The organism is Intrasporangium zincisolvens (genome assembly GCF_034724055.1).
Taxonomy (GTDB): Bacteria; Actinomycetota; Actinomycetes; order Actinomycetales; family Dermatophilaceae; genus Monashia; species Monashia zincisolvens.
In genome coordinates this window covers 78,190-103,316 of record NZ_JAWIIL010000010.1, presented here as the reverse complement: position 1 = coordinate 103,316, position 25,127 = coordinate 78,190, and the positions used below count along the sequence as shown (strand labels likewise).

The window sequence follows — 25,127 nt, the reverse complement described above, 5'->3', positions numbered from 1 at the left end:
AGTGACAGTCAGTGACGCTTGCGGCCGACCTCGACGACGCGCCAGCCGCGCTCGTGGGCGATCTCGCGCAGCTCGCGGTCGGGGTTGACCGCCACGGCCTGCCCGACGCGCTCCATCATCGGCAGGTCGCTCACCGAGTCGCTGTACGCGGTGCACCGCGAGAGGTCGTAGCCGCGCTCGGCAGCCAGCTTCTCGATCTCGATGACCTTGCCTGCGCCGTAGCAGAACTCGCCGGACAGGTGCCCGGTGTAGCGGCCCTCGTCGTCGAGCTCGCTGCGGGTGGCGACGGCGCCCTCGAGGCCCAGCGCCGAGGCGATGCGGCTCACGAGCTCGATGGGCGAGGCCGACACGACGATGCGGTCGTGCCCGAGCGACTTGCACTCGGACAGCAGCGTCATCGACGCCGGGATGGCCTTGCGGACGATGCCCGGCACGATGGCGTCGGTGAGGTGGATGATGTCGGTCTGCCGGATGCCGGCCACCGCGCGCAGGATCCGCTCGCGCAGCGCCTCCGACCCGGCGTCGGTCGAGCCCTTGCGGTGGAAGGAGATCGCGTTGACGGTGTCCTTGACGAGGTCACGCCAGGGCACGTGGCCGCCGCGGAACGCGGCGATCGCCAGCGGGTAGTTGGCCGACCCGCGGATCAGCGTGCGGTCGAGGTCGAAGAACGCCGCGACCGGCCCGCCGCCCCCGAGGGGCAGCGAGCCGGCGCTCGACGCGTCAGCGGACATGCGCCGCGATCGGCAGGGTGGCGCGGCGCGGCGGGACCGGCGCGTTGACGGCCTTGGCCGCCTGCTTGGGCAGGGGGCGCGGGCGGTTGGGCAGCGCGAGGCGGAAGACCTTGGCCCAGGCCTGGTACACCTGCTTGGGCAGCGGGCCGGTCGTGTAGGGCAGGCCGTAGCGCTCGCAGATCTCGCGCATCTCGACGGCGACCTCGGCGTACCGGTTGCTCGGCAGGTCGGGGAAGCAGTGGTGCTCGATCTGGTGGGACAGGTTGCCGGTCATGAGGTGCATGAGCTTGGACCCGGAGATGTTGGCCGAGCCGAGCATCTGGCGGATGTACCAGTCGCCGCGGGTCTCGCCCTCGATCTCCTCCTCGGAGAAGGTGTCGACGCCGTCGGGGAAGTGGCCGCAGAAGATGACCGAGTGGGCCCACACGTTGCGGATCGCGTTGGCCGTGAAGGTGCCGAGGAGGGCCTGCTTGCTCGAGCCGAACGGTGCGGCGGCGGCCGGCGTGGCGACGTAGTCCTTGGTGAACTGGCGCAGCACCTTGCGCCCGACCGCCTTGAGGTCCTTCTTGAGGTCCTCCTTGGACTTCTCGCCCTCCTTGACCGCCTCGAGCTCGAGGTCGTAGATGGCGATGCCCCACTCGAAGAACGGGGCCAGCACCATGTTGATCGCCGGGTTGAAGATGTGCGACGGACGCCACGGCTGGTCCTCGTCCATGCGCAGCACGGAGTAGCCCACGTCCTTGTCCTTGCCCAGCACGTTGGTCCACGTGTGGTGCAGGTCGTTGTGGGTGTGCTTCCAGGCCGAGGCCGGCGTGACGAAGTCCCACTCCCACGTCGTGGAGTGGATGTCGGGGTCGCGCATCCAGTCCCACTGGCCGTGCAGGACGTTGTGGCCGATCTCCATGTTCTCGAGGATCTTGGCCACCGAGAGCATCGCGGTGCCCGCGACGAACGCGGACTTCTTCTTCGAGAAGAGCAGCGTGGCGCGGCCGGCGACCTCGAGGGTGCGCTGCACGCGGATGACGCGGCGGATGTAGGCCGCGTCCTTGGCGCCGCGGGAGGCGATGATGCGGTCGCGGATCGCGTCGAGCTCCTGGCCGAGGCGCTCGACGTCCTCGTCGGACAGGTGTGCAGCGGCGCTCGGGCGCTTCGCCGGGCCACCGGCGGCGGCCAGGATCGGCTTCCTGGGCCGGATGGCGGCGTCGTCCGCGGACGCGCCGGTGGGCGTCGTCGTGGCGGGTCGGTTCACGGTGGTGGTCATACGGTTGGATCCCTTCTCAGATGTCCAGGTGGACAGGGCCGGCGGCCGCGTTGACGCAGGTCTGGATGAGCTCGCCCTCGTCGCCGTGCACCTCTCCGGTGCGCAGGTCGCGGACCTTGCCGGCCACGAGCGGTGTCAGGCAGCTGCGGCAGATGCCCATGCGGCACCCGCTCGGCATGACGACGCCGCAGCCCTCCCCGGCGTCGAGGAGCGGCACGTCGCCGCCGACCTCGACCTCCTTGTCGGACTTCTCGAAGACAACGACTCCACCCTCGCCGCCGGTTCCCGGAATCAGGACCGGGGCGAAGCGCTCGATGGTGAGGTCGGCGCCGGTGTCGTCGGTGCCGTCGACGCCCTCGCGCTCCCACAGCGCCTCGGCGTCGTCGAGCAGCTCGGCCGGGCCGCACGCGAAGGCCTTGCGGGTGCGCCAGTCGGGGCACAGGGCGTCGAGGTCGGTGGTCGAGGACAGGTCGAGGCGGCGCCCGGCGTCCTCCGCCGACGCGCCGTGCTCCCGGGTGAACCAGTGCCGGACGGTGAGGCCCGGGAACTGGTCGGCGAGCTCGAGCAGCTCGTCGTGGAAGAGGGCGTCCTCGCGCGTGCGGGCGCAGTGCACGAGCACGACGTCGGCGTCGGGCCGACGCGGCACGAGCGTGCGGATCATCGACATGACCGGCGTCAGGCCGCTGCCGGCGGTGAGCATCAGCAGCGGGCGCGGGTGGCCGGGCAGCACGAAGTCGCCCTGCGGCACGTCGAGGAAGAGCACGTCGCCGACGCGGGTGTTGCGGGCCAGGGCCGTGGAGACCGAGCCGATCGCCGTGACGGTGATGGCCGGGTCGTGGCCGGCGGCGGCCGACAGCGAGTAGCTGCGCCACTGGCGGACGCCGTCGATCTCGACCCCGATGCGGGCCCACTGGCCGGCCTCGTGGGCGTTCCAGCCGCGGCCGGGGCGGAAGTGGATCGTCGTCGAGTCCGCGGTCTCGCGCACGACGCGCGTGACGACGCCGCGCAGCTGCCGCGCGGACGAGAGCGGGTTGACGAGGGCGAAGAAGTCCTCGGGGTCGAGGGGGGTGGTCAGGACGGACGCCATGCGCCGAAGTGCTCGCAGCTGGCTCATACCTCCATGGTGGCAGCGAAGGGGTCCCGGGATCTTGGGGCGCGGCGTACTCTTTGAGGCAGGAATCTGTTGCCTCGCGACAAAAAGCAGGAGGCCGAAGTGGTGCACGCCACGTCTGACCCGCCGTGGTTGTCTTTGCCCGCCGAAATCAGCCGCATCCTGCGCCCCGTCGTCCCCGACATCGTCGAGGCCATCATCGAGGGCATCCCGCAGGACGTCCCCGTCTACGCCATGCCGATGGAGGGACGCTTCGGGCAGGGCGTGCGCCAGGGCGTCCAGGTGGCGCTGCACCGGTTCCTCGACCTGCCCGGGACACGCCTGCCGGCCCTCTCCGAGGACGGCAAGTGGGTCTACGAGAACCTCGGCCGTGGCGAGGTGCGCTCCGGCCGCACCCTCGAGGCGCTCCTCGCCGCCTACCGCTACGGCGCTCGCGTGACCTTCCGGGCCATCTCGCGCACCGTCGACGTGTCGCAGATGCCTCCCGACGCCCTCCTCTCGCTCGGCGAGTCGCTCTTCGCCTACATCGACGAGCTGTCCGCCGCGAGCGCGCAGGGCTACGCCCAGGAGCAGTCCGAGCGCGCCGGGGAGCTGCAGCGGCTGCGCGCCGAGCTGCTCGAGTCGATCCTGCGCGGTGACTCGAGCGACGGCGGCGTGGCCCGGCTCGCCGCCGCGGTCGGCTGGACGCTGCCGGAGCGCGTCGTCGTCGGCCTCGTCCCCTCGCCGCACGTCGAGGGCCTGCGGGCCGCCATCGGCCGTGACGGCCTGGTCGCCGAGCGCGGCACCGACGTCGTGGTGGTCTACCCCTTCGGCAACCGACGCGTCCGGCGCCGCGACCTCGACCGGGCCCTGCGCGGCCGGCGCGCCGTCGTCGGCCCGGCACGGGCCTGGCAGGCGGCAGGAGAGTCCCTGCACCTCGCGGCCTCGGCGGGCGCGCACGGCTTGGGCCCTTCCGCCGACCAGCCGCACGCCGGCAAGGACCCGCTCTGGGTCGAGGACCGGCTCGCCGAGCTCGTCGTCCGCTCCGAGCCCCTCGCCATCGACGACCTGGCCCTGGTGCGGCTGGCCCCGCTCGACGGGCTGCGGCCGGCCGTGCGGGCGCGCCTGTCCGAGACCCTCCTTGCCTGGCTGCGCCACCAGGGGCAGCGGGCCCCGATGGCCGAGGAGCTCTTCGTGCACCCGCAGACCGTCGGCTACCGCGTCGCCCAGCTCAAGCAGCTCTTCGGCGAGGCCCTCGACGACCCCGAGGTGCGCTTCGAGCTCGAGCTCGTCCTCCGCTCCGGCCACCGCTGAGCGAGCGCGTCGAATCGACGTCCGTGTGCCCGTCAGGACGCCTTCAGAGGACGCGGACCGGGTTGCCGTCGAGCCAGGCGACGACGGCCTCGACGACGCCGGCGAAGAACGTCGCGTAGGTGTCCTCGGTGACGTAGCCGACGTGCGGCGTCAGCAGCGTGCGCGGTGCCGTGCGCAGCGGGTGGTCGGCCGGCAACGGTTCGACGTCGAACACGTCGAGCCCGGCGCCGCCGAGGTGCCCGGTGGCGAGGGCGTCGAGCAGGGCCGACTCGTCGACGATCGGGCCGCGGGAGGTGTTGACGAGCAGTGCGCCCGGACGCATGAGACCCAGCTCGCGGGCTCCGACGAGCCCGCGCGTGCCGCCCTCGCCCTCGACCAGGGGCAGGTGCACCGACACGACGTCGGAGCGTCGGAGCACGTCGTCGAGTGTTGAGGCGGTGGCGCCCGACGCGTCGGCGCGCCCGGGCGTCAGTCGGGGGCTCCAGGCGAGGACGTCCATACCGAAGGCGCGGGCCACGGCGGCGACCCGCGTGCCGAGGCGGCCCAGCCCGAGGATGCCCATGGTGTGCCCGTCGAGGTCGCGGCCCACGGTGGTCTGCCAGCCGCCGTCGTGGACCGCCGTGGCCTCGGTGACGAGGTGCCGGGAGAGGCCCAGGACGAGGGCCCACGTCAGCTCGGCCGGGGCGCTCGCGCGGCTCTCGGTGCCGCAGACGGTGATCCCCGACGCCGTGGCGGCGGCGACGTCGATGCTCGGGTTGCGCCGGCCGGTCGTCACCACGAGGCGCAGCCGTGGCAGGCGGCTCAGGACGCTCGCCGGCAGCGGCGTCCGCTCCCGCATGACGACGACGGCGTCGTAGGGCTCGAGGCGGCCCACGAGGGCCTCGGGCTCGTCGAGATGGTCGCGGAAGACGTCGACGCGGCAGGGACGCGTCGGGTGGGCGGTGACGGGCGCCCAGTCGGCGCTGGACAGGGCGACGCCCTGGTAGTCGTCGAGGACCGCGATGCGCACCCGGCCAACCCTAGGTGCGGGACGCGTCGGGCGTCGGGTGTCGGGCGTCGGGGGAGATCCCGGGAAACGCGAGAGGCGCCACTCGTGTGAGTGGCGCCTCTCGAAGGGGCGACCCCGACCGGGCTCGAACCGGCGACCTCCGCCGTGACAGGGCGGCGCGCTAACCAACTGCGCTACGGGGCCTTGCTTATGAAGTTGTGGCCTTGCGTATCCCCAACGGGATTCGAACCCGTGCTGCCGCCGTGAAAGGGCGGAGTCCTAGGCCGCTAGACGATGGGGACTGGCCCGAACCATCCGCTTGGGACGTCGAGAACTATAGGGGAGTTCTGCGCACCCTCCAAATCGGCCCTCGAAGCCTGTGGGAGAGGTCGTTTCGGACACCCCCGATCAGCCCTTCGCCCATGCCCTGACGTCCTCGACGGGCCACGTCGTGACGATCCGCTCGGCCGGGATCCCGAGGCGTTCGGCGCGCTCGCAGCCGAGCGACTTCATGTCGAGCTGGCCGGGCGCGTGGGCGTCGGAGTCGATGGTGAAGAGGCAGCCGAGGTCGCGGGCGAGCTCGATGAGCTCGTCCGGTGGGTCGCACCGCTCGGGCCGGGAGTTGATCTCGACGGCGACGTCGTTCTCGAGGCAGGCGCGGAACACCTTCTCGGCGTCGAACTGCGACGGCGGACGCTTGCCGCGGTTGCCGGTGACGAGCTGGCCGGTGCAGTGCGCGAGGACGTTGGTGTGCGGGTTGCGCACGGCCGCCACCATCCGCGGCGTCATCTCGAACGCCGGCTGGCGCAGCTTGCTGTGGATCGAGGCCGTGACGACGTCGAGCCGGTCGAGCAGGTCGTCGTCCTGGTCGAGGGAGCCGTCGAGGTGGATGTCGACCTCGATGCCCTTGAGCAGGGTGAAGCTGTCGCCGACGCTGCGGTTGATGGCGTCGACGCGCTTCAGCTGGTCGGTGAGGCGCTCGCGTGACAGGCCGTTGGCGACGGTGAGGCGCGGTGAGTGGTCGGTCAGGGCCATCCACTCCTGACCCAGCTCGACGGCCGCGAGGACCATCTCCTCGATCGGGCTGCCGCCGTCGCTCCAGTTCGAGTGGGCGTGCAGGTCGCCGCGCAGGGCCGCGTAGAGGTCGGCTCCTCCGCGCGTCAGCGGCTCACCGTGCTTCTCCTCGGCCGAGACGAGGTAGGCGGGTACGACGCCCCTCACGGCCTGGCCGATGATCGCGGCGCTGGAGTCGCCGATCCCCTTGATCTGCTTGAGGGTTCCGGCCTCGGCGCGCTCGCGCAGCTCGTCGTCGGACACGAGCGTGATGGCCTCGATGGTGCGCCGGAACGCGTCGATGCGGTAGCTGCTCTCGCGCCCGCGCTCGAGGAGGAAGCAGATGCGCCGCAGCGCCTCGAGCGGGCTCATCGGCGCCGTCGGCGGGGTCGGCTGCTGCATGCCGGCCAGCCTAGCCGCGCGTGTGGGACGCGGCCGGGGCGCGCGCGGGAGGGTTCGCGGCCCCGGCCGGTCCGTCCCGCGTCCGACCCCCGTCGGGACGCAGGACCCCCGAGGGTGGTCAGTGCTGCAGCGTCGGCAGCGTACCGCCGTTCGGCAGCTTTCCCGGCGTGGACGAGGTCGTGGCGACCACGCGGACGACGTCGCCGTAGCGCTGCTCGAGCGTTCCCGGTGCGTTGCGCTCGTCGGCCGACACGACGACACGGTCGCCCCGCGCGTCGATCCCGACGCCGTAGACGACGATGCCCTGCCCCTCGAGGACGAGCGAGTCGTCGCGGACCTGCTGGGCCACGCGGACCTTCTCGGCCCACGTGTGTGAGGCGTCGACGAACCGTACGGAACCGCTCGGCATCGCTCCGGTCACGAACGACTCGAGCGAGGGGTCGCGGCGGGTGACCGCGACGACGACCGACGTGCCGCCCGCATCGTCGGCGTACGCGCCGGAGAAGACGTCCGGCCAGCGCGTCGTGACGGTCGCCGACACGGCGTCGAACGCGCGCGTGGCCGGCGTCTGCAGCGCCCCGAAGAACTCCGAGGTGTCGCGGGCGGGTGGCATCTGGCTGCCCTGGAGCGAGGGGCCGCTGCCGCTGCCGCTGCCCAAGGACCCGGTCGCGCCGGGTGCGATGCCGGGGGCTCCGGCGTCGGATCCCTTGTCGTTCATGCGTTCCGGCGCGTTGGCGGCCGATCCGGCCGACGTGGACGACGCCGTGCGCCCACCGGACAGAGCCCACCCGGTACCGACGACGCCGACGAGCACGACGGCAGCCGCGGTGCCGAGCACGGCGTTGCGACGCCGGGCGGTGCGGGCCCGGCCGCGCATCAGGGCGCGCTGGGCGAAGAGGTCGTCGCGCGGTGGTTCGAGGTCGTTCGTCATGGCCAGCGCCTTTCGCAGCTGCAGCTCGCCGGGCTCCGGCGTCGGGGCTGCGGCGGGGTCGGCGTCGGGGCCGGTACGGCGCGTCGGGTCGTCACTCATGTCACGGCTCCTGCCCCCGAGAGCGGTGGTTCGGCGAGCCGGTCGCGCAGCGCCGCGAGGGCCCGCGAGATCTGGCTCTTGATGGTGCCCTCGGCCACGCCGGTGCACTCGGCGATCTGGGGGACGGTGAGGTCCTCCCAGAAGCGAAGCACGAGGACGGCCCGCTGCTTCTCGGGCAGGCCCTTGAGCAGGTCGGTCAGCGTCATCGCGAGCTCGCGGTCGTGGTCGGCGCCGGACGGGTGCGACGGCAGCGGCTCGGGGGCCTCGTCGGTGAGCACCTCGCGCCGGCGCTTGCGCTGGTCGTTGAGGTAGAGGTTCATCATGGTGCGTCTCGTGTAGGCGGTCTGCGCACCGTCGGCGATCCGGGGCCAGGCCACGTAGACGCGGGCGAGGGCCTCCTGGACGAGCTCGTCGCCGTCGGCCCAGTTGCCGCAGAGCAGGTAGGCGCGTCGGCGCAGCATGGTCTGCCGCTCCTCGACAAAGGCGCGGAAGGCCGCCTCGTCCCTGCGTCTCATGGGCTCCCGCCGGGTTCGCTCGTCAGGTGGTCGTCAGGTGGTGTGTCGGGTCCGTCTCCGGTGTCGTACACCCCAAGGACACACCGGCCCGGCGAAGCGTTGCACGAGCGGGGCGAGAATTCGACCGGTACGTCACCCGGTGCGTCAACCGGTGCGTCAACCGGCGCGTCAACCGGTGCGTCAGGAGACGCGGCCGAGGTGGGCGAGGGCGAACATCAGCGCCGCGACCGTCTCGCCGTCGGTGATGCCGCCGTCGCGCACGAGGTCGAGCACCTGTGCCACCGGTACCCGGCGGACGGCCGAGATCCCCTCCTCGGCGCGGGCGGCGTCACCGAACGGGCCCGCAGCGCCGCTGCCGGCCACGGGCTCGAGGCCGGTGGCGAGGAAGACGACCTCGGGCGCCCGGCACACGCCGTTGAGCGCGTTCATGACGCCGACCCGACGCCACTCGCGGGCCGCGAGACCGGTCTCCTCGGCCAGCTCGCGGCGGGCCGCGACGAGCGGGTCCTCGCCGTCGGTGCCGCCGGCGGGCACCTCGACGGACTCCCCGACGGTGTGCCGGTCGACGGTGACGAGGACGACCTCGTCGGCGTCGGTCAGGGCGACGACGAACACCGCAGGCCGGCGCACCTCGACGACCCCGAAGACGCCCGGGCGACCGTCGGGACGCGTCACCTCGTCCTCGTGGACGCGGATCCACGCGTTCTCGTAGGCGACGCGGGTGCGCCGCACCGGCCAGCTCACGCCGCGTGCTCGAGGTGGAGCAGGGTCTCCTTGGCGGGGAGGCCGCCGAGGTAGCCGCCGAGGCTGCCGTCGGAGCGCACGACGCGGTGGCACGGCACGACGATGGGCAGCGGGTTGGTGGCGCAGGCGGAGCCGACGGCCCGGACCGCGCGGGGGCTGCCGGCGGCCGCCGCGACCTGGGCGTAGCTCTCGGTCGAGCCGTACGGGATGGCGGTGAGGTGGCGCAGCACGTCGAGCCGGAAGCCGTGCGCGAGGCGGAGGTCGACCGGCAGGTCGAAGGCGCGTCGCGTGCCGGCGAAGTACTCGTCGAGCTGCCGCGCGGTGACCTCGAATCGCTTGCCGTCCTTGAGGATCCGCGAACCGACGCGCTCGCCGAGGGTGTCGAGGACGCGGTCGTGGTCCTCGACGGCGTACGCGACGCGCACGAGGCCGGCGTCGGTCGCGGCGAGGAGCAGCGCGCCCAGCGGGGAGTCGACGACGCGGTAGGTGGCGTCGAGGACGGAGGCCGCCGACGCGTGCTCGACGAGGGAGGCGTGGAGCGCCGCGAGGTGTGCGACGTCGTCGGGGGCCGGACGCGTCAGCCCGGCGAGCGCCGGGTCGGACGGGGCGGACGGCGTCGGGGTCATCGGGGTCATGGGGGTCATCGGGGTCATGGGGCTCACCTCTTCGTGGTGGCGGGCGGGATGGCGTCCGCGGGGGAGTGCGTGGCGGCGTAGGTGCTGCGGAGCCGGGCGATGCCGTCGGCGGCGGCCCGGCGGGCGGCCGCCGGTGTGCCGCCGACGATGCGGGCGACCTCGGCGTGGGGCAGCCCGGCGACGTGGTGGTAGGCGACGCAGGCACGCTGCTTGTCGGGCAGCGCCGCGAGGGCCGCCCACAGGTCGTCGTCGGCGAGGGCGGCGTCGGGCTCGTCGCCGCGTGGGGCGGTGGACTCGGGCACGTCGGCCACCGGGTGCGCCCGGCGTGCGCCCGCGCGGGCGACGTCGACGGCCTTGCGGTGGGCGATCGTGACGAGCCACGCCCGGACGTTCGCGTCGTCGGGCAGGTCGGGCCAGGCCCGCAGGGCCGCGAGGAACGTCTCGGACCACGCGTCGTCGGCCTCGGTCGGGCCGAGGACGGCGCGGCACATGCGCAGCACGACGGCCCCGTGCTCGGTCACGGCCTGCTCGAACGGTCGCTTCATGCCCTGTAGACGCTCCGGCCCCCGGAAGTGTGAGGTGCCCAGTGTGACCGATGGGACGACGTGCTCACTCGATGGAGAGGGGGGACCGGACGGGGAGTCGGGGGAGCCGGGGGAGCCGGGGGAGCCGGGGGAGCCGGGGATCGGTCAGAAGAGGCGGCCGGCGTCGTCGGGGGCCGGCTCCTCGAGCGCGAGGAGGAAGCGCTTGCGCTCCAGGCCGCCCGCGTAGCCGACGAGCGAGCCGTCGGCCCCGATGACCCGGTGGCACGGCACGACGACGGCGATCGGGTTGCGCCCGTTGGCCGTGCCGACCGCCTGCGCGAGGTTGCGGTCGCCGAGGGCGCGGGCGAGGTCGCCGTAGCTGCGGGTCTGGCCGTAGGGGATCTCGCGCAGCAGGGCCCACACCTTCTGGTGGAAGGTGTCGCCCCGGGGCGCGAGCGGCAGGTCGAAATCGGTGAGGGCGCCGGTGAAGTACGCGGCGAGCTGCAAGGCTGTGGCCGCGAAGGGCTCGTCGGCCGGGTCGCCGGGCTCACCGAGGACGTCGTCGCCGGGGCGGTACTTCGCGGCGTCCATGAGCAGGTGCGTCACGGCGCCGTCCTCGGCGACGACCGTGAGGTCGCCGATGGGCGAGGGGACGACGACGTGCGAGGCGGTCACCGCGTCGTGCCCCCCGACGTACCCGAGGAGCTCGACGTGCCCGACGTGTCCGACGCGCCCGATACGCCGGAGGCCGGGCCGGGCTCGTGGGCAGCGAGGATGTCCTCGTGCGTCGGCACGGGGAACTCGGCGGAGTAGTCGCCGTAGGCGCGGGGGTCCTCGCGCGGCTCGAGGTGGCAGGTCAGGGCGATGTCGCCGAACTCGCGGTGCACCGCGGCCTCGACCTCCTCGACGAGGTCGTGGCCCTTCGTGACGGTCCACGCGCCGGGGACGAGCACGTGCACCTCGGCGAACCGGTGGTGTCCGGACTCGCGCGTGCGCAGCGCGTGGAAGTGCACCTCGGAGGTGACGAAGTGCGACAGGATCTCGGCGATGGCGGCGTTGTCCTCCTTCGACATCGAGATGTCCATGAGGCCCTCGGTGGACTCGCGGATGAGCTTCCAGCCGGTCCAGACGATGTTGAGCCCGACGAGGAAGGCGACGACGGGGTCGAGGCGCTCGATGCCGGTGAGGGCGACGACGAGGACGCCGACGACGACGCCGGCGGAGGTCCACACGTCGGTCATGAGGTGCTTGCCGTCGGCCGTGAGGGTGAGTGAGCGGTAGCGACGGCCAGCCCGCAGCAGGACGATCGCGACGCCGCCGTTGACGGCCGACGCGACGACGGAGATGGCCAGGCCGATGCCGACGTTCTCGATGGGCTGCGGGTTCAGGAACCGGTCGACGGCCGACCACATGATGACGACCGCGGCGACGAAGATCATGACGCCCTCGATGGCCGCCGAGAAGTACTCGGCCTTGGTGTGGCCGTAGTGGTGGTTCTTGTCGGCCGGCATCGCCGCGACCTTGAGGGCGATGAGGACGGCGACCGCGGCGACGAGGTTGACGACCGACTCGGCGGCGTCGGAGAGCAGGCCGACCGAGCCGGTGAGCCGCCAGGCGATGACCTTGAGGGTGATGGTGACGATCGCCGCCGCGATGGACAGGTAGGCGAACCGGCTGAGGTCGCGGGTCTGCAGGCCCCGCCGGGCGTCGGCCGAGGCGGTGGCCGCCGAGGGCACGGTGTCTGCGGGGGCGGTCTCGGGACGGTCGGGGTCGGTGCTGCTCACGGGTCCAGTGTCGCAAAGCACACCGACGTCGCGTCCGCGACGCCCTTCCTGCGGACGCCGTCGGTGGTGGTCCGTGGTGCACGAGTGGGCGATCCGGGTAGGGCAGGGGTGACCGAACGGAGAAAGGAGCCCACATGGGTACCGAGGACAAGGCACGCAACATGGGTCAGGACCTCAAGGGCAAGGCCAAGGAGGCCACCGGCAAGGTCACTGACAACGAGCGCCTCGAGGCCGAGGGCAAGGGCGACCAGGCGGCGGCGGACCTCAAGCAGCGGGGCGAGCACCTCAAGGACGCCTTCAAGACGGACTGAGCCCCGGTTCAGCGTCGGCGTGGGTCGGCCCCCGTGCGGGGCCGGCCCACTGCCATGTCCGGGTCAGGACGCGTCAGGGCCGGGACGCGTCAGGCGCCGCGCGGTGCGACGACGACCTCGACTCCGCCGGCGCGGAAGCGGTCCAGCTGCTCGGGGTCGGCCGACGCGTCGGTGACGAGGGTCCAGCGCGGGGGCATGACGGCCCACGCGTGGAAGGGCGACTGGCCGAGCTTGTCGGAGTGCGCGAGGACGTAGGTGTGCTCGGCGCGGCTCATCATCAGCTCCTTGAGCCGCGTCTGCTCGAGGTCGGCCTCGCAGATGCCGCGGTCGGCGTGCACGGCGTCGGCCCCCATGAAGGCGCGGTCGAACGACAGCCGCTGCACGGCCGCCTCGGCGAGCGGCCCGACGAAGGCCTGGCTCAGCGGTCGCAGCCGGCCGCCGAGGGCGATGACGTCGATGCCGGGGCGCTCGGTCAGCGTCGACATGGCGCTGATCCCGGCGGTGACGACGGTGAGCTCGGTGAGCGAGGCGGTGCGCGCCATGGCATCGGCGAGCGCACCCATCGTCGAGCCGGCGTCGAGCAGGACCGTCTCTCCCGGCTCGACCTGGGTGGCCGCCCACCTGGCGATGTCGCGCTTGGCCTCGTGGGCCTCACCGAGGCGTTGGCGCAGCGAGGCCTCGGGGTGGTGCGACAGGCTCATGACGCCGCCGTAGGTGCGGGCCAGCTTGCCCTGCGCCGTCAGCTTGGCGAGGTCGCGACGGATCGTCGACGGGGTGACGCCGAGCTGGTCGGAGAGGTCCTCGACGCTCGCGAGGCCGCTCGTCGTGGCCAGGCGCACGATCTCCCCCCGGCGCGTCTGTGCACTCTGCTTCGCCACGTGCGGCACCTTAGGCGTCGGCGGGCAGCGGCGCCATCTCCGCACCGAGCCGCAACGCCTCGATCATCGAGCGGTGGTCGGCGACGCCCGTGCCGGCGATGTCGAAGGCCGTGCCGTGGTCGACCGACGTGCGGATGACGGGGAGGCCGACCGTGACGTTGACGCCGGCCTCGAGGCCGAGCACCTTGACGGGGCCGTGGCCCTGGTCGTGGTACATCGCGACGACGAGGTCGTAGTCGCCGCGGCCGGCGAGGAAGAAGAGGGTGTCGGCGGGCAGGGCGCCGTGCACGTCGATGCCGTCGGCGCGGCAGACCTCGATACCCGGGTTGATCTTGGTCTCCTCCTCGCCGTGGCCGAAGAGGCCGTTCTCGCCGGCGTGCGGGTTGATGCCGCAGACGCCGATCTTCGGGTTCGGGGTGCCGGCGTCGACGAGCGCCTTGTGGCCGCGGCGGATGACCCGCTCGACGAGGCCCGGCTCGATGCGCTCGACGGCGTCGATGAGACCGATGTGGGTGGTGACGTGGATGACCTTGACCTTCTCGGTCGAGAGCATCATCGACACCTCGGGGGTGCCGGTGAGGTGGGCGAGCAGCTCGGTGTGGCCCGGGAAGAGGTGACCGCCGGCGTGCAGGGCCTCCTTGTTGAGCGGCGCGGTGCAGATGGCCTGGACCTTGCCGGCCATCGCGAGCTCGGAGGCGACGCGGATGTAGTGGTAGGCGGCGTCGCCGGCCACGGCCGACAGCTGCCCGAAGGGGAGGTCGGGCGGCAGGAGCCCGAGGTCGATGACGTTGATCCGGCCCGGCGCCTCCACGGCCTCCTCGACGTCGGAGACCGTGACGATGTCGACGTCCGCACCGACGATCTCAGCGGCCTGCTTGAGCCGCAGCGCGTCGCCGACGACGACGGTGCGCGCGAGGGTGGAGACCTCGGGCTCGGCGAGCGCCCGGACGATGATCTCCGGACCGATGCCGGCGCCGTCGCCCATGGTCACGGCGATACGGGGAAGGACGGTGCTCATCGGTTCTCCTTGGTGGTGGCGCTGGTGCGCGACGGGGGTGTGGGTGAGTCGGGTGCGACGGGCGGGAGGAGCTGCTCGGCGACGTGGCGCAGCGAGCCCGCCTCGCCGAAGCTGCCCGGGCGGGTCACGACGACGCGGGTGCCGACGCCGGAGCCGTCGGGCTCGGGGTGGGGGTTGGGGTCGGGGCGCAGGCTCGCGACGGTGCCGGGGCCGAGCGCGGACACGACCTCGAGCGACGCGGTGCCGAGACGGTCGAGGACGGCGCGGGCGGTCTGGCCGCCGGCGAGGAAGAGCCCCTCGAACCGGTCGGCGACGGCCGCGACGATGTCGGCCAGGGCGGCGACGATGGCCTCGGACGCGGCGGGGTCTGCCGGTGCGGTGGGGTCGAGCGCGACGACGGCGAGGCCGTCGGGTGCGCGGCCGGCAGGCGCGAGGGCCTCGAGGTGGCGCAGCACGGACCCGGGGTCGGCGAGCAGCGAGGCCGGGGCGACGTGCAGGGTGGCCCGCGCGAGCGGGGCGACCTCGTCGAGCTGGGTCGCGACGACGCCGGCTCGCGTGCCGAGCACCATGAGCAGCGACCGCACCCGAGGGGCCCGGGCGACGGACGTGGGGCTCGGCGTCAAGGTTGCGGACGTATCGTGCCCGGTGTGCACGGCGCGTTCGTTCAGCGGCAGGGCGCGGATCGCGGCCGCCGCCAGGGCGCCGGACCCCACCAGCAGGCTCTCGCCGAACGCGGCGCGGGCCGCGGCCACGACGGTGTCGAGGTCGGCGTCGTCGGTGGCGTCGCACACCGGGGCGGTGCCGTCGGCTGCCGCCCGTCGGAACGCGTCGGTCAGGGTCTCGACGCCGGAGCGGACGGTGTCGAGCGACACCGGCGTCGTGCGCAGGTCGCGCAGCGCGTCGGCGACGCTCGTCGGGGCGGCGCTCGGTTCGAGCGCCCAGAGCGTCGTGTCGTGCAGCGGCGTGTCGCCGACGTGCAGGACGCCCCCGGTGACGGTGCGCCCGAGGGCCGGGTTGGCGACGGCCACGACGGGTGTGCGACGCAGGCGCTCGGCCAGGGCCGCCACCTCGAGGGCGACGTTGCCGCGCAGCAGCGAGTCGACCTTGTGCACGACGACCGGGGCGCTCGCAACGAGTTCGCTTGCGGCGCAGATGCGCTCGCAGGCTGCCGTTCCGTCGAGGACGCGCGTGTCGGTGTCGACGACGATGACGCGGCCGGACGCGTCGGGCGCCCGGCGCGCGGCCGTGGCGTCAGTGGGGGAGAGGAGCTGGAGCGGAACACTGCGCGAAACGCGCAACAGACCGTGCGCAGCGCACTCCGCTGCGCCGCTGAGGTCGTCGGCGACGACGGCCAGCTCGGGAGTGGTCTGCACCGCTCTCTCCCTTCCTTTGCGAGACTTGATAATCCCTTGTGGGACAAGGAGTTAGGCGACCTTGCCCGCGCGGGAGCGGGATTGTCCGGTGGGTCGGCCCCAGGGCCTCCCCGTCGTCATCCGGGCCGGTGGCCGGGGATCCGCTCGTGAAATTGACGGTACAGGTCTTGCGCATTTCGCGCAATGGTGGGAGCGTTGCCTCATTCCGAACGGCGCACAACGCGCAGTTGCGGTCACGGCCAACTCAACGAGGAGTCCAGATGCCCCACACGCCAGCACTGCTGACGCAGCCCGACCAGCCGGCGCGCGAGGTCTCCCGCCGGTCGCTCCTGAAGTTCGCGTCGCTGGCCGGCGCCGGAGCCCTCTTCGCTCCCGCGCTCGCCGCCTGTGCCGGGCCGAAGGCGGCGTCGAACGCGAGCACCGCCGGTGCCGCGGCGTCGGGCGGCAAGCTGAGCATCGTGCTCAACCGCAACCTGGTCAGCCTCGACAACAAGCTGAACCAGTACGACGCGGCCGTCACCGTCCAGCGCGCCGTGCGCGAGGCGCTGACGAAGATCGGCGACGACCTCACTCCCCAGCTCGTCCTCGCCGAGTCGTTCGAGCAGACCAAGCCCACCGTGTGGACGGTCAAGCTGCGCAGCGACATCCACTACTCCGACAAGTCGCCCGTGACCGTCGAGGACGTGGAGACCGCCCTCAAGCTCTACTTCCAGGTGCCGGCCGGCTACGTCGCGGCGCAGTTCCCCGAGCAGCCGACCTTCACGAAGGTCGACGACAAGACCTTCACGCTCACCACGAAGGTGCCGGTCGTCACGCTCAACTCGCTGATGTCGAACATCCTCATCACGCCCGCCAAGGACAACAAGGCCGAGGAGCTCTCGACCGGCCTCGGCACAGGCCCCTTCACCATCGCGAGCGCCGACACCGGCACCGGTACCTACCGCCTCGCCCGCAACGAGAACTACTGGGGCGACAAGGCCCGGCTCGAAGAGGTCAACGTCTCCTACCAGGAGGAGGAGGGCGCGCGCGTCATCGCCATCACCTCCGGCCAGGCTGATGTCATCGACACCATCACGCCCGAGTCGGCCGCCTCGCTCAAGACGAACGCCGACGTCGACGTCATCGAGACTCCCGGCACGCGTCTGATCCACCTCTTCTACAACTTCCGCAAGCCGGCCGGCCACCCGCTCGCCAACCCGAAGGTGCGCGAGGCCCTGACGTACGCCATCGACCACGACTCGCTCATCAAGGCCCTGATGAACGGCCAGGTCAACTCGGCCGAGGGCGTCGTGCCCACGACCCTCGCGGGCTACGTCAAGACCGGCTCGTACGTCTACGACCAGGCCAAGGCCAAGCAGCTGCTCGCCGACGCCGGGGTCTCGGGCCTCAAGCTCACCTTCATCTGGGAGGACTCCGAGTTCGCCGGCGCCTCGCGCGTCCTCGAGGCGATCTCGCAGATGCTCGCGGCCGTCGGCGTCACCGCCACCCTGAAGATGATCCCGAAGGGCGGCGAGATCAACGCCTGGCGCCGCGGCGAAGCCGGGGACTGGGACGTCCTCGCGAACGGCTACGGCAACCAGACCGGCCTGGCGCTGACGAACCTCGTCGGCCAGTACGGCGGCACACCGGCCAAGGAGAAGACGAAGGACACCTACCAGGGGTACGTCTTCCCCGACATCGTCGCGCTCCTCGACCAGGCCGGCGCCGAGGCCGACGAGGCCAAGCGCAACGACCTGCTCAAGCAGGCCCAGGAGAAGATCTGGGCCACCTGGCCGGCCCTGTGGGCCTGGACGCCGAACAACGTCCTCGCCAAGCGCAAGCGCGTCGCGACGCTCAAGCTGCGCGCCATCAACTCCTACGACCTCGGCTCCGTGACGGTCTCGGCCTGACCGGACGCCGGTCCTCGGCACCAAGGTGATCCCATGCTGAAGTACGTCCTCAAGCGCATCGGACAGACCGTCCTCACGGCGTTCCTCGCGACCGCGACGGTGTTCGTCCTGCTGCGGATGGCCCCGGGCGACCCGGCCGCGAACTACGCGCCGCCGAACCCCACCTCGGCACAGCTCGAGGCCATCCGCGTGCAGTTCGGGCTCGACCAGTCGATCCCCGTGCAGTTCGTGACCTTCCTGCAGCACCTGTTCCAGGGCGACGTCGGCACGTCGTTCTTCTTCAAGCGCCCCGCGCTCGAGGTCGTCCTGGAACGGCTGCCGTACACCATCACCCTCGCGGTGGCCGCGATCATCGTCACCTCGGCGGTCGCGATCCCGCTGGGGGTCTGGATGGCACGTCGGGCCAACACGGCCACCGAGCTCGGGGCCAACATCGGCACCATCGCCGGCCAGTCGATGCCGGACTTCTGGATCGGCTTCGTGCTGCTCATCCTCTTCGCCGTACAGCTGCAGTGGTTCGAGCCCTCCGGCTTCAACTCGATGGGCTCCATCGTGCTGCCGACGCTGACCGTGGCGGTCCTGCAGATCGCGCTCATCTCGCGGCTCGTGCGCCGCGAGATGGTCGTCAACCTCGCCGCGCCGTACCTCACGGTGGCGCGCTCGCGCGGCATCTCGGAGCGGGCCCTGACGTGGCGCTACGCGTTCGGCAACTCGGCGCTGCCCGTCGTGACCGCCCTCGGCACGCGCTTCGCCGCGATGCTCAACGGCGTCGTCATCGTCGAGGTCGTCTTCAGCTGGCCGGGCGTCGGTGAGCTCGTCGTCAACGCCCTCAAGCAGCGCGACTTCCCGCTCATCCAGGCGACCGTCCTCGTCACCGTCGTGCTGGCGCTCGTCGTCCAGCTCTTCGTCGACCTGCTCTACCCGCTCATGGACCCGCGCGTCCGTCTCGGAGAGGCCAGCGCATGACCACCTCCACGCCGAACCTGCCCGGGCACCCCCAGGTGCCGGCCCTCCACGAGATCCCCGGCTCGATCCTCGGCCGCGACTCCGCGGTGACGAAGGTGCTGCAGCGTCGCTCGGCCGCCGCCCGGCGCGCCCGCTACAGCACCATCAAGATCTGGGTCGGCGCGATCTGCGCGGGGATCGTCGTCATCCCCGTCGTGCTCGCCCGGGTCCTCCCGCTGCCCGACCCCATCGTCGGCGCCCTGGCCGAGTCGTCGCTTCCGCCGTTCAGCCCCGGCCACCTCTTCGGCACCGACCCGAACGGCCGCGACCTGCTCAGCCGCATCCTCAACGGCGGCCAGACCTCCCTCGTCATCGGCTTCCTCGCGATCTTCGTGTCGGGCCTCGTGGGCATCGTCGCGGGAGCCGCGGCCGGCTACTTCGGCGGCTGGGTCGACACCGTCGTCTCCCGCCTGCTCGAGGCGCAGATGTCGCTGCCTCTGCTGCTCATGCTGCTGCTCGTCGTGGCGCTCTTCGGCCCGTCGATCCCGGTCATCACGCTCGTCATCGCGTTCGCCCAGTGGCCCGAGCCCGCCCGCATCACCCGCGCGCTCGTGCTCGTCGAACGCGAGAAGCCCTACATCGCGGCGGCCCGGGTGCTCGGCCTGCACCGGATCTCGATCCTCCGTCGCCACGTCGTGCCCAACATCCTCCAGCAGGTCCTCGTCGTCGTCCTGCTCCTCCTCGCCCAGGCCGTGCTGCTCGAGAGCGCCCTGTCGTTCCTCGGGGCCGGCGTCCAGCGCCCCTACCCGACGTGGGGCGGCATCATCTCCGACGGCCGCGAGCTCTTCGTCACCGGCAAGTGGTGGCTCGTCACCATCCCGGGCATCGTCATCGCGCTGCTCGTCGTCGGTGTCAACCTCATGGGTGACGGCCTGCGCGACCGTGTGCGCCGCGCGAAGGGAGACCAGTCATGAGCGTCCTCGAGGTCACCGACCTTCAGGTCGAGCTGATGGTCGGCGACGGCAACGTCGTCCGGGCCGTCGACGGGGTCAGCTTCCACATCGACCGGGGCGAGACCGTCACCATCATCGGCGAGTCCGGCTCGGGCAAGTCGACGACGGCCATGGCGATCCTGCGCCTGCTGCCCGACGACCTCGCCGTCATCTCCGGCGAGGCCCGCATCGGTGGCCAGGACGTCACGGGTGACCGCAAGGTCATCAACGGGCTCCGCGGCCGCACCGTCGCGCTCATCCCGCAGGACCCGATGACGGCGCTCAACCCGATCCGCACCATCGGCAAGCAGATGTCCGAGGCGGTGCGCATCAAGTACCCGAAGCTGGGCAAGGCTGAGGCCAAGGCCCGCTCGCTCTCGCTCATGGAGCAGGTGCACATCCGCAACCCCGCCAAGCAGTACGACGCCTACCCGCACCAGCTCTCCGGCGGCATGCTGCAGCGCGTCCTCATCGCGATGGCGGTCTCGACCGACGCCGACCTCATCGTCGCCGACGAGCCGACGAGTGCCCTCGACGTCACGGTCCAGGCCGGCATCCTCGACCTGTTGCTCGAGCTGCAGGAGCAGTCCGGGATCGCGATGCTGCTCATCACCCACGACCTCGGCGTCGCGCGCCTGATGAGCGACCGCATCCACGTCATGAAGTCGGGAGTCTTCGTCGAGGGCGGCCCCGTCACCGACGTCGTCGACCACCCGCAGCACCCCTACACCCAGAAGCTCCTCGGGGCGATCCCCGAGCTCGGGCCCTGGCAGGACCCGGCGCTCAGCGCGCCCGACGCGTCCGGCGTGAGCGACGCATCCGAGGCGTCCGAGGCGTCCGACGCCAGCGACGCGCCCGACGCGTCGCACGTCGCCGACCCGTCCGCCCCCACGCGCGTCAAGGAGGCCAGCCATGGCTGAGGACCTGCTCACCGTCCGCAACCTCGTCGTCGAGTACGGCTCGGGCGCCAACGCCTTCCGCGCAGTCGACGACGTGTCGTTCAGCGTCCCGCGCGGCGGCACCCTCGCGATCGTCGGGGAGTCCGGCTGCGGCAAGTCGACGATCGCCAAGGCGCTCGTGCGGCTGCTCAAGCCGACGTCCGGCGTCATCGACCTCGACGGCACCGACCTCGCCTCGCTCACCGAGAAGCAGCTGCGGCCGCTCCGGCACCGCGTCCAGATGGTCTTCCAGGACCCGTACGGCTCGCTCGACCCGCACCTGACGGCCCAGGAGATCGTCGCCGAGCCGATCGCCGTGCGGGGAGAGAAGTCGCGAAAGGTCCAGCGCGACAAGGCCGCCGAGCTCATCGACCGCGTCGGCCTGCCGAAGACGGCACTCGACCGCAAGCCCCCGGAGTTCTCCGGCGGACAGCGCCAGCGCATCGGCATCGCCCGGGCCCTGGCCTCGGGTCCCGAGCTGCTCGTCTGCGACGAGGCGACGAGCGCCCTCGACGTGTCGGTCCAGGCGCAGGTGCTCGAGCTGCTCGCCGACCTCCAGAAGGAGACCGGCCTGACCTACCTCTTCATCTCGCACAACCTCGGGGTCGTGCGGACCATCTCGCAGGACACGATCGTCATGCGCGCGGGCCGCATCGTCGAGAGCGGACGCACCGACGACCTCCTCTCGCGTCCGCAGGAGGACTACACCCAGCGCCTCCGCCGTTCGGCCCTCGAGCCGGCGCTCATGACGGGCATCAAGCCGCGCCACCTCATCCGCCACATCGCCGCCTCGCGGGCGGCCGAGACCGAGAAGGCCTCATGACCCTCCCCGCCACCGACCTCCCCGGCCTCGAGCAGCCCCTGTCGCAGCTCGTGCTCGGCACCATGACGTTCGGCGACACCGTCGATCTCGACACCGCGCGCACCATGGTCGACACCGCCCTCGACGCCGGCATCACCTCGCTCGACACCGCCAACGGCTACTCGGCCGGGGCCAGCGAGGAGATGCTCGGCGAGATCCTCGCCGGACGCCGCGACGCCGTGACGGTCGCGACGAAGGCCGGCATCTACCCGGGCGACGCCGGGGGAGAGCCGCTGCTGTCGGCACCCGCCCTGCGCTCCTCCCTCGAGGCGAGCCTGCGCCGGCTGCGCACCGAGCACGTCGACGTCTACTACCTGCACCAGCCCGACCGGTCGGTGCCGATCGACGAGACCGTCGCCGCCCTGGGCGACTTCGTCAAGGAGGGCAAGGTCTGCGCCATCGGCGTCTCCAACTTCTCCGCCTGGCAGATCGGCGACGTCAACGTCGCGTGCGACGCGTTCGGCACACCCCGCCCGGTGCTCGCCCAGCAGCTCTACAACCTCGTGGCCCGCCGCATCGAGGCGGAGTACGCGGAGTTCGCGACGACGAAGGACCTCGCGACGATCGTCTACAACCCGCTCGGTGGCGGCCTGCTCACGGGTCGCCACTCGTTCACCGAGTCGCCCACCGAGGGGCGCTTCGGCTCGTCGGCGCTGTCGACGATGTACAAGGACCGCTACTGGAACGCCGAGACGTTCGCGGTCATCGACGCCCTCTCGTCCGTCGCGGCCGACGCCGGCGTCTCCCTGCCCGAGCTCGCGCTGCGCTGGCTGCTGACCAAGTCGGTCGTGTCCGCGGTGCTGCTCGGCGGGTCCAAACCACACCAGCTGGAGGCCAACATCACTGCTGCACAAGCCGGTCCGCTCCCCGACGACGTCGTCGCCGCATGCGACGAGGCAGGCGCGCCCCTCATGGGCTCGATGCCGGGGTACAACCGATGAGCCCCGCGGCCGACGGCGGCCGGACGGCGATGGAGCGCAGCCGCGCCCGCGTGCTCGACTTCGCCCGGCGCGTCCGGTCCCGCGAGCCGATCCTCGGCTACTGGGTCATCATCGACTCGCCGGTCTCGACCGAGCGGCTGGCCCGCGTCGGCTACGACTACGTGTGCTTCGACGCCCAGCACGGCCTCCTCGACTACAAGGGCATCCTCGCGGGCATGCAGGCCATCGACGCCGGTGGCGAGTCGGTCGGCATGGTGCGCGTCGGGGCCAACGACCCGTTCCTCATCGGGCAGGCGCTCGACGCCGGCGCCGCCGGCATCATCGTGCCCCTCGTCAACACCGCCGAGGACGCCGCCCGCGCCGTGTCGTACGCGAAGTACGGCCCGGAGGGTGTGCGCTCCTACGGGCCGATGCGCTCGCAGCTGCGGATCGGACCGAACCCGGCCGACTCCAACGCAGCCACCGTCGTGCTCGCGATGATCGAGACGCCGCAGGGTCTCGAGAACGTCGAGGAGATCGCGGCGACCCCGGGCATCGACGGCCTCTACATCGGTCCCTCCGACCTGCGCCTCGCCGTCGGCGGCGCGACGTCGACCGACCCGGCCGTCGACGACGTCTTCGAGGCGGCCGTGCAGCGCATCCTGCGCGCGGCCGAGTCGGCTGGCATCGCCGCCGGGTTCCACACTTCCGGTGGGGAGGTCGCGGCCAAGCGCCTCGGCCAGGGCTTCACGCTGGCGACGGTGTCCTCCGACCTCGTCCACCTCGAGCAGGCCGCCGCCGCTCACCTGCGGGCGGCCCGGGGCGAGTCGTGACCGTGGCGGCCGGGCCCGTCGTGGACGGCGTCGTGCGGGTCCGGGACGAGGCGTCCTTCCCGCACGCGTTCCCGACGGCCCTCCTGCCGACGCCGACGGTGCAGTGCCACGCGGCCAACCTCGCGTGGCTGCCCGGCGGCGACCTCGCCTGCGTCTGGTTCGGCGGCACCCAGGAGGGCGTCGCCGACATCTCGGCGTACCTGTCCGTCCTGCCCGCCGGGGCGGACACGTGGCGCGAGCCGGTGCGGCTCAGCGACGACGCGACGCGCTCTGAGCAGAACCCGGTGCTCTTCACGGCCCCGGACGGGTCCGTGTGGCTGCTCTACACCGCCCAGATCGCCGGCAACCAGGACACCTCCGAGGTGCGCCGACGCGTGTCGCTCGACGGAGGGGCGACGTGGGGCGAGCCGACGGTGCTGTTCCCGGCCACCGTCCGCGGCGGCGTCTTCGTGCGCCAGCCCCCGGTCGTGCTGCCGACCGGCCGCATCCTCGTGCCGGTGTTCGACTGCGTCACGGTCCCCGGCGAGAAGTGGGCCGGCGACGCCGACACCTCGAGCGTGCGGATCAGCGACGACGGCGGTGCCACGTGGGCCGACGTCCAGGTGCCCGGGTCGCTCGGCTGCGTGCACATGAACATCCTTCTGCGACAGAACGGCTCGCTCTGGGCCTGCTTCCGCAGCCGCTGGGCCGACCACGTGTACGAGACGACGTCGACCGACGGCGGTTCGACGTGGGCCGAGCCGGTGGCCACGCCGCTGCCGAACAACAACTCCTCGATCCAGGCGAGTGCCCTGGGCGACGGGCGGATCGCGCTGGTGCTCAACCGCAGCAGCGCCGCCGACGCCACGGCGCGCCGGGTGTCGCTCTACGACGAGATCGACGACGACGGCATCCGCGACGACGTCGACGGGCCGGTGCTCGCCGGCGTGGACGGGGCCGACGCGTCGAGCACGCCTGCGGCGTGCACTGACCCGGGCGTCGGTGACTCGCCGCGTCGGGCGTTCTGGGGTGCACCGCGCGCGCCGATGACCCTCGGGGTCAGCGTCGACGACGGCCGCTCGTGGCCGGCGCTGCTCGACGTCGAGACGGGCGACGGGTACTGCCTGTCGAACAACTCGCGCGACGGTCTCAACCGTGAGCTGTCCTACCCCTCGGTGCTGCCCGGCCGGGACGGCGACCTCCACGTGGCCTACACGTGGCACCGCCGGGCGATCCGGTACGTGCACGTGCCGGCCCAGGTCGTCGACGACCTGGCGCGCGACGCGGCGAAGACCCCCGCACAGGCGTGACCGGCGTGACCGAGCCGGCGACGAGCGGATCCCTGACCGGTGGGGCGCGCCGAACCGCGCCCCGCACCGCCGTCGTCACGGGCGCCAGCTCCGGGATCGGGCTCGCCGTGGCCGTCGACCTCGTCGACGCCGGGTGGCACGTCATCGGCCTGAGCCGGACCCGTGGGTCGCTGCCGGGCGGCATCGCGTGGTTGACGTGCGACCTGGCCGACGTGACCTCGGTCGACGCGGCCGTCACGGCCGTGCGCGAGTCCGCGGCCGGCGGCGTGCACGCGATCGTCCACGCCGCCGGCCTCCAGCACTCCGGCCGGCTCGGCTCGCTCGACCATGCGGGCGGCGAGCGGATGTGGGCGGTGCACGTCCGCGCCGCAGAGCGGTTCGTCGACGGGCTCGCCGACCATGTCGTCGACGACGGACGCGTCGTGCTCGTCGGGAGCCGCACCATGACCGGGGTGCCGGGCAAGAGCCAGTACGCCGCGACGAAGGCGGCACTCGCGGCCCTCGCCCGCTCGTGGGCCGCCGAGCTCGCGCCCCGACGCGTCACCGTCAACGTCGTGGCGCCCGGCCCGACCCGCACCGCGATGCTCGAGGACCCCAACCGGTCGGCGACGCCACCGGTCGTGCCGCCGCTCGGGCGCCTCGTCGAGCCCTCCGAGGTCGCGGGCCTCGTGCGCTTCCTCCTCGAGCCCTCCGGGGCCATGGTCACCGGGCAGACGCTCGTCGTCTGCGGGGGCGCGTCGCTGCCCTGACCCGACGCCACCGAGCGTCCGGAACCGACCACGCGATGACCCTGACGGTAGGACGCTGG

The 25,127-nt window shown here is 72.4% G+C and carries 26 protein-coding genes and 2 tRNA genes; 11 read left to right on the top strand and 17 right to left on the bottom strand.

Features of this window, described 5'->3' with window-relative positions:
* Positions 1 to 8: 8 nt before the first annotated feature.
* Genes RY076_RS20145 through RY076_RS20135 form a run of 3 tightly spaced genes read right to left on the bottom strand, consistent with a single transcriptional unit; the run spans position 9 to position 3,106 of the window.
* The gene (locus RY076_RS20145) at positions 9 to 731 is read right to left on the bottom strand and encodes an HAD family hydrolase (RefSeq protein ID WP_323101157.1); all 723 of its coding nucleotides are present in this window, start codon (positions 729 to 731) and stop codon (positions 9 to 11) included.
* Positions 721 to 1,992 (bottom strand): fatty acid desaturase family protein, encoded by a 1,272-nt coding sequence (locus tag RY076_RS20140; protein ID WP_323101156.1) that lies wholly within the window; start codon positions 1,990 to 1,992, stop codon positions 721 to 723. The genes RY076_RS20145 and RY076_RS20140 overlap by 11 nt, the downstream gene beginning before the upstream one ends.
* A 16-nt stretch (positions 1,993 to 2,008) precedes the next feature.
* Entirely contained in the window at positions 2,009 to 3,106 is a 1,098-nt protein-coding gene (locus RY076_RS20135) for a ferredoxin reductase (RefSeq protein ID WP_323101154.1), read from the bottom strand.
* A 135-nt stretch (positions 3,107 to 3,241) separates the two neighbouring features.
* Here RY076_RS20135 and RY076_RS20130 point away from each other — a divergent pair, with 135 nt between their 5' ends.
* On the top strand, positions 3,242 to 4,396 hold the full coding sequence (locus tag RY076_RS20130) for a PucR family transcriptional regulator (RefSeq protein ID WP_323101153.1): 1,155 nt from the start codon (positions 3,242 to 3,244) through the stop codon (positions 4,394 to 4,396).
* Positions 4,397 to 4,439: 43 nt separating this feature from the next.
* On the opposite strand, the gene RY076_RS20125 is transcribed toward RY076_RS20130, so the two are convergent.
* The 11 genes from RY076_RS20125 to RY076_RS20075 form a co-directional block, all read right to left on the bottom strand.
* Positions 4,440 to 5,405, bottom strand: coding sequence for a D-2-hydroxyacid dehydrogenase family protein (locus RY076_RS20125; RefSeq protein WP_323101151.1), 966 nt, complete (start codon positions 5,403 to 5,405; stop codon positions 4,440 to 4,442).
* Between the two features lie 109 nt (positions 5,406 to 5,514).
* Positions 5,515 to 5,588: transfer RNA gene (locus RY076_RS20120), tRNA-Asp, on the bottom strand.
* 25 nt (positions 5,589 to 5,613) lie between these two features.
* Positions 5,614 to 5,686: transfer RNA gene (locus tag RY076_RS20115), tRNA-Glu, on the bottom strand.
* A gap of 106 nt (positions 5,687 to 5,792) precedes the next feature.
* Positions 5,793 to 6,839, bottom strand: coding sequence for a PHP domain-containing protein (locus RY076_RS20110; RefSeq protein ID WP_323101149.1), 1,047 nt, complete (start codon positions 6,837 to 6,839; stop codon positions 5,793 to 5,795).
* A gap of 118 nt (positions 6,840 to 6,957) precedes the next feature.
* Complete coding sequence (locus RY076_RS20105) at positions 6,958 to 7,869, bottom strand: hypothetical protein (protein WP_323101147.1); 912 nt, start codon at positions 7,867 to 7,869, stop codon at positions 6,958 to 6,960.
* Positions 7,866 to 8,384: a SigE family RNA polymerase sigma factor gene (locus RY076_RS20100; protein WP_323101145.1), complete on the bottom strand. Its 519-nt coding sequence runs from the start codon at positions 8,382 to 8,384 to the stop codon at positions 7,866 to 7,868. Before RY076_RS20100 ends, RY076_RS20105 begins: the two co-directional genes overlap by 4 nt.
* A gap of 180 nt (positions 8,385 to 8,564) precedes the next feature.
* Complete coding sequence (locus tag RY076_RS20095) at positions 8,565 to 9,128, bottom strand: NUDIX hydrolase (RefSeq protein WP_323101143.1); 564 nt, start codon at positions 9,126 to 9,128, stop codon at positions 8,565 to 8,567.
* Entirely contained in the window at positions 9,125 to 9,772 is a 648-nt protein-coding gene (locus tag RY076_RS20090) for a methylated-DNA--[protein]-cysteine S-methyltransferase (RefSeq protein WP_413785809.1), read from the bottom strand. Before RY076_RS20090 ends, RY076_RS20095 begins: the two co-directional genes overlap by 4 nt.
* Positions 9,773 to 9,786: 14 nt before the next feature.
* Positions 9,787 to 10,308: an RNA polymerase sigma factor gene (locus RY076_RS20085; RefSeq protein WP_323101140.1), complete on the bottom strand. Its 522-nt coding sequence runs from the start codon at positions 10,306 to 10,308 to the stop codon at positions 9,787 to 9,789.
* 144 nt (positions 10,309 to 10,452) lie between these two features.
* Entirely contained in the window at positions 10,453 to 10,962 is a 510-nt protein-coding gene (locus tag RY076_RS20080; RefSeq protein WP_323101139.1) for a methylated-DNA--[protein]-cysteine S-methyltransferase, read from the bottom strand.
* Positions 10,959 to 12,023 carry a cation diffusion facilitator family transporter gene (locus tag RY076_RS20075; RefSeq protein ID WP_413785808.1) on the bottom strand — a complete coding sequence of 355 codons (1,065 nt, stop codon included), beginning with the start codon at positions 12,021 to 12,023 and terminating at the stop codon, positions 10,959 to 10,961. The genes RY076_RS20080 and RY076_RS20075 overlap by 4 nt, the downstream gene beginning before the upstream one ends.
* Before the next feature lie 182 nt (positions 12,024 to 12,205).
* Between RY076_RS20075 and RY076_RS20070 the strand changes: the two genes are divergently transcribed.
* A complete protein-coding gene (locus RY076_RS20070; RefSeq protein ID WP_323101138.1) occupies positions 12,206 to 12,382 on the top strand; it encodes a CsbD family protein in 177 nt (58 codons plus the stop codon).
* 89 nt (positions 12,383 to 12,471) lie between these two features.
* On the opposite strand, the gene RY076_RS20065 is transcribed toward RY076_RS20070, so the two are convergent.
* Genes RY076_RS20065 through RY076_RS20055 form a run of 3 tightly spaced genes read right to left on the bottom strand, consistent with a single transcriptional unit; the run spans position 12,472 to position 15,651 of the window.
* Positions 12,472 to 13,260 carry a DeoR/GlpR family DNA-binding transcription regulator gene (locus tag RY076_RS20065; protein ID WP_323101137.1) on the bottom strand — a complete coding sequence of 263 codons (789 nt, stop codon included), beginning with the start codon at positions 13,258 to 13,260 and terminating at the stop codon, positions 12,472 to 12,474.
* Positions 13,261 to 13,270: 10 nt separating this feature from the next.
* Positions 13,271 to 14,278, bottom strand: coding sequence for a 4-hydroxythreonine-4-phosphate dehydrogenase PdxA (gene pdxA, locus RY076_RS20060; RefSeq protein WP_323101136.1), 1,008 nt, complete (start codon positions 14,276 to 14,278; stop codon positions 13,271 to 13,273).
* The gene (locus RY076_RS20055) at positions 14,275 to 15,651 is read right to left on the bottom strand and encodes a four-carbon acid sugar kinase family protein (RefSeq protein ID WP_323101135.1); all 1,377 of its coding nucleotides are present in this window, start codon (positions 15,649 to 15,651) and stop codon (positions 14,275 to 14,277) included. The genes pdxA and RY076_RS20055 overlap by 4 nt, the downstream gene beginning before the upstream one ends.
* Before the next feature lie 260 nt (positions 15,652 to 15,911).
* Here RY076_RS20055 and RY076_RS20050 point away from each other — a divergent pair, with 260 nt between their 5' ends.
* Genes RY076_RS20050 through RY076_RS20010 form a run of 9 tightly spaced genes read left to right on the top strand, consistent with a single transcriptional unit; the run spans position 15,912 to position 25,068 of the window.
* Positions 15,912 to 17,540, top strand: a complete 1,629-nt coding sequence (locus tag RY076_RS20050; RefSeq protein ID WP_323101133.1) for an ABC transporter substrate-binding protein — start codon at positions 15,912 to 15,914, stop codon at positions 17,538 to 17,540.
* A gap of 33 nt (positions 17,541 to 17,573) precedes the next feature.
* Positions 17,574 to 18,506, top strand: a complete 933-nt coding sequence (locus RY076_RS20045) for an ABC transporter permease (protein ID WP_323101131.1) — start codon at positions 17,574 to 17,576, stop codon at positions 18,504 to 18,506.
* Complete coding sequence (locus tag RY076_RS20040; RefSeq protein ID WP_323101130.1) at positions 18,503 to 19,459, top strand: ABC transporter permease; 957 nt, start codon at positions 18,503 to 18,505, stop codon at positions 19,457 to 19,459. Before RY076_RS20045 ends, RY076_RS20040 begins: the two co-directional genes overlap by 4 nt.
* Complete coding sequence (locus RY076_RS20035) at positions 19,456 to 20,397, top strand: ABC transporter ATP-binding protein (protein ID WP_323101128.1); 942 nt, start codon at positions 19,456 to 19,458, stop codon at positions 20,395 to 20,397. Before RY076_RS20040 ends, RY076_RS20035 begins: the two co-directional genes overlap by 4 nt.
* Complete coding sequence (locus tag RY076_RS20030; protein WP_323101127.1) at positions 20,390 to 21,238, top strand: ATP-binding cassette domain-containing protein; 849 nt, start codon at positions 20,390 to 20,392, stop codon at positions 21,236 to 21,238. The genes RY076_RS20035 and RY076_RS20030 overlap by 8 nt, the downstream gene beginning before the upstream one ends.
* Entirely contained in the window at positions 21,235 to 22,218 is a 984-nt protein-coding gene (locus tag RY076_RS20025; RefSeq protein ID WP_323101125.1) for an aldo/keto reductase, read from the top strand. The genes RY076_RS20030 and RY076_RS20025 overlap by 4 nt, the downstream gene beginning before the upstream one ends.
* Positions 22,215 to 23,030 carry an HpcH/HpaI aldolase family protein gene (locus tag RY076_RS20020; protein WP_323101123.1) on the top strand — a complete coding sequence of 272 codons (816 nt, stop codon included), beginning with the start codon at positions 22,215 to 22,217 and terminating at the stop codon, positions 23,028 to 23,030. The genes RY076_RS20025 and RY076_RS20020 overlap by 4 nt, the downstream gene beginning before the upstream one ends.
* Entirely contained in the window at positions 23,027 to 24,319 is a 1,293-nt protein-coding gene (locus RY076_RS20015) for a sialidase family protein (RefSeq protein WP_323101121.1), read from the top strand. Before RY076_RS20020 ends, RY076_RS20015 begins: the two co-directional genes overlap by 4 nt.
* Before the next feature lie 5 nt (positions 24,320 to 24,324).
* The gene (locus RY076_RS20010; protein WP_323101120.1) at positions 24,325 to 25,068 is read left to right on the top strand and encodes an SDR family NAD(P)-dependent oxidoreductase; all 744 of its coding nucleotides are present in this window, start codon (positions 24,325 to 24,327) and stop codon (positions 25,066 to 25,068) included.
* Positions 25,069 to 25,127: the final 59 nt, after the last annotated feature.

Bases quoted from the DNA above. Each gene is read 5' to 3' on its own strand.
- RY076_RS20040 (WP_323101130.1), top strand. From the start codon at position 18,503: ATGACCACCTCCACGCCGAACCTGCCCGGGCACCCCCAGGTGCCGGCC.
- RY076_RS20090 (WP_413785809.1), bottom strand. From the start codon at position 9,772: ATGACCCCCATGACCCCGATGACCCCGACGCCGTCCGCCCCGTCCGAC.
- RY076_RS20025 (WP_323101125.1), top strand. From the start codon at position 21,235: ATGACCCTCCCCGCCACCGACCTCCCCGGCCTCGAGCAGCCCCTGTCG.
- RY076_RS20140 (WP_323101156.1), bottom strand. From the start codon at position 1,992: ATGACCACCACCGTGAACCGACCCGCCACGACGACGCCCACCGGCGCG.
- RY076_RS20105 (WP_323101147.1), bottom strand. From the start codon at position 7,869: ATGAGTGACGACCCGACGCGCCGTACCGGCCCCGACGCCGACCCCGCC.
- RY076_RS20070 (WP_323101138.1), top strand. From the start codon at position 12,206: ATGGGTACCGAGGACAAGGCACGCAACATGGGTCAGGACCTCAAGGGC.
- RY076_RS20050 (WP_323101133.1), top strand. From the start codon at position 15,912: ATGCCCCACACGCCAGCACTGCTGACGCAGCCCGACCAGCCGGCGCGC.
- RY076_RS20110 (WP_323101149.1), bottom strand. From the start codon at position 6,839: ATGCAGCAGCCGACCCCGCCGACGGCGCCGATGAGCCCGCTCGAGGCG.
- RY076_RS20085 (WP_323101140.1), bottom strand. From the start codon at position 10,308: ATGAAGCGACCGTTCGAGCAGGCCGTGACCGAGCACGGGGCCGTCGTG.
- RY076_RS20145 (WP_323101157.1), bottom strand. From the start codon at position 731: ATGTCCGCTGACGCGTCGAGCGCCGGCTCGCTGCCCCTCGGGGGCGGC.
- RY076_RS20135 (WP_323101154.1), bottom strand. From the start codon at position 3,106: ATGAGCCAGCTGCGAGCACTTCGGCGCATGGCGTCCGTCCTGACCACC.
- pdxA (WP_323101136.1), bottom strand. From the start codon at position 14,278: ATGAGCACCGTCCTTCCCCGTATCGCCGTGACCATGGGCGACGGCGCC.
- RY076_RS20020 (WP_323101123.1), top strand. From the start codon at position 22,215: ATGAGCCCCGCGGCCGACGGCGGCCGGACGGCGATGGAGCGCAGCCGC.
- RY076_RS20035 (WP_323101128.1), top strand. From the start codon at position 19,456: ATGAGCGTCCTCGAGGTCACCGACCTTCAGGTCGAGCTGATGGTCGGC.
- RY076_RS20100 (WP_323101145.1), bottom strand. From the start codon at position 8,384: ATGAGACGCAGGGACGAGGCGGCCTTCCGCGCCTTTGTCGAGGAGCGG.
- RY076_RS20045 (WP_323101131.1), top strand. From the start codon at position 17,574: ATGCTGAAGTACGTCCTCAAGCGCATCGGACAGACCGTCCTCACGGCG.
- RY076_RS20030 (WP_323101127.1), top strand. From the start codon at position 20,390: ATGGCTGAGGACCTGCTCACCGTCCGCAACCTCGTCGTCGAGTACGGC.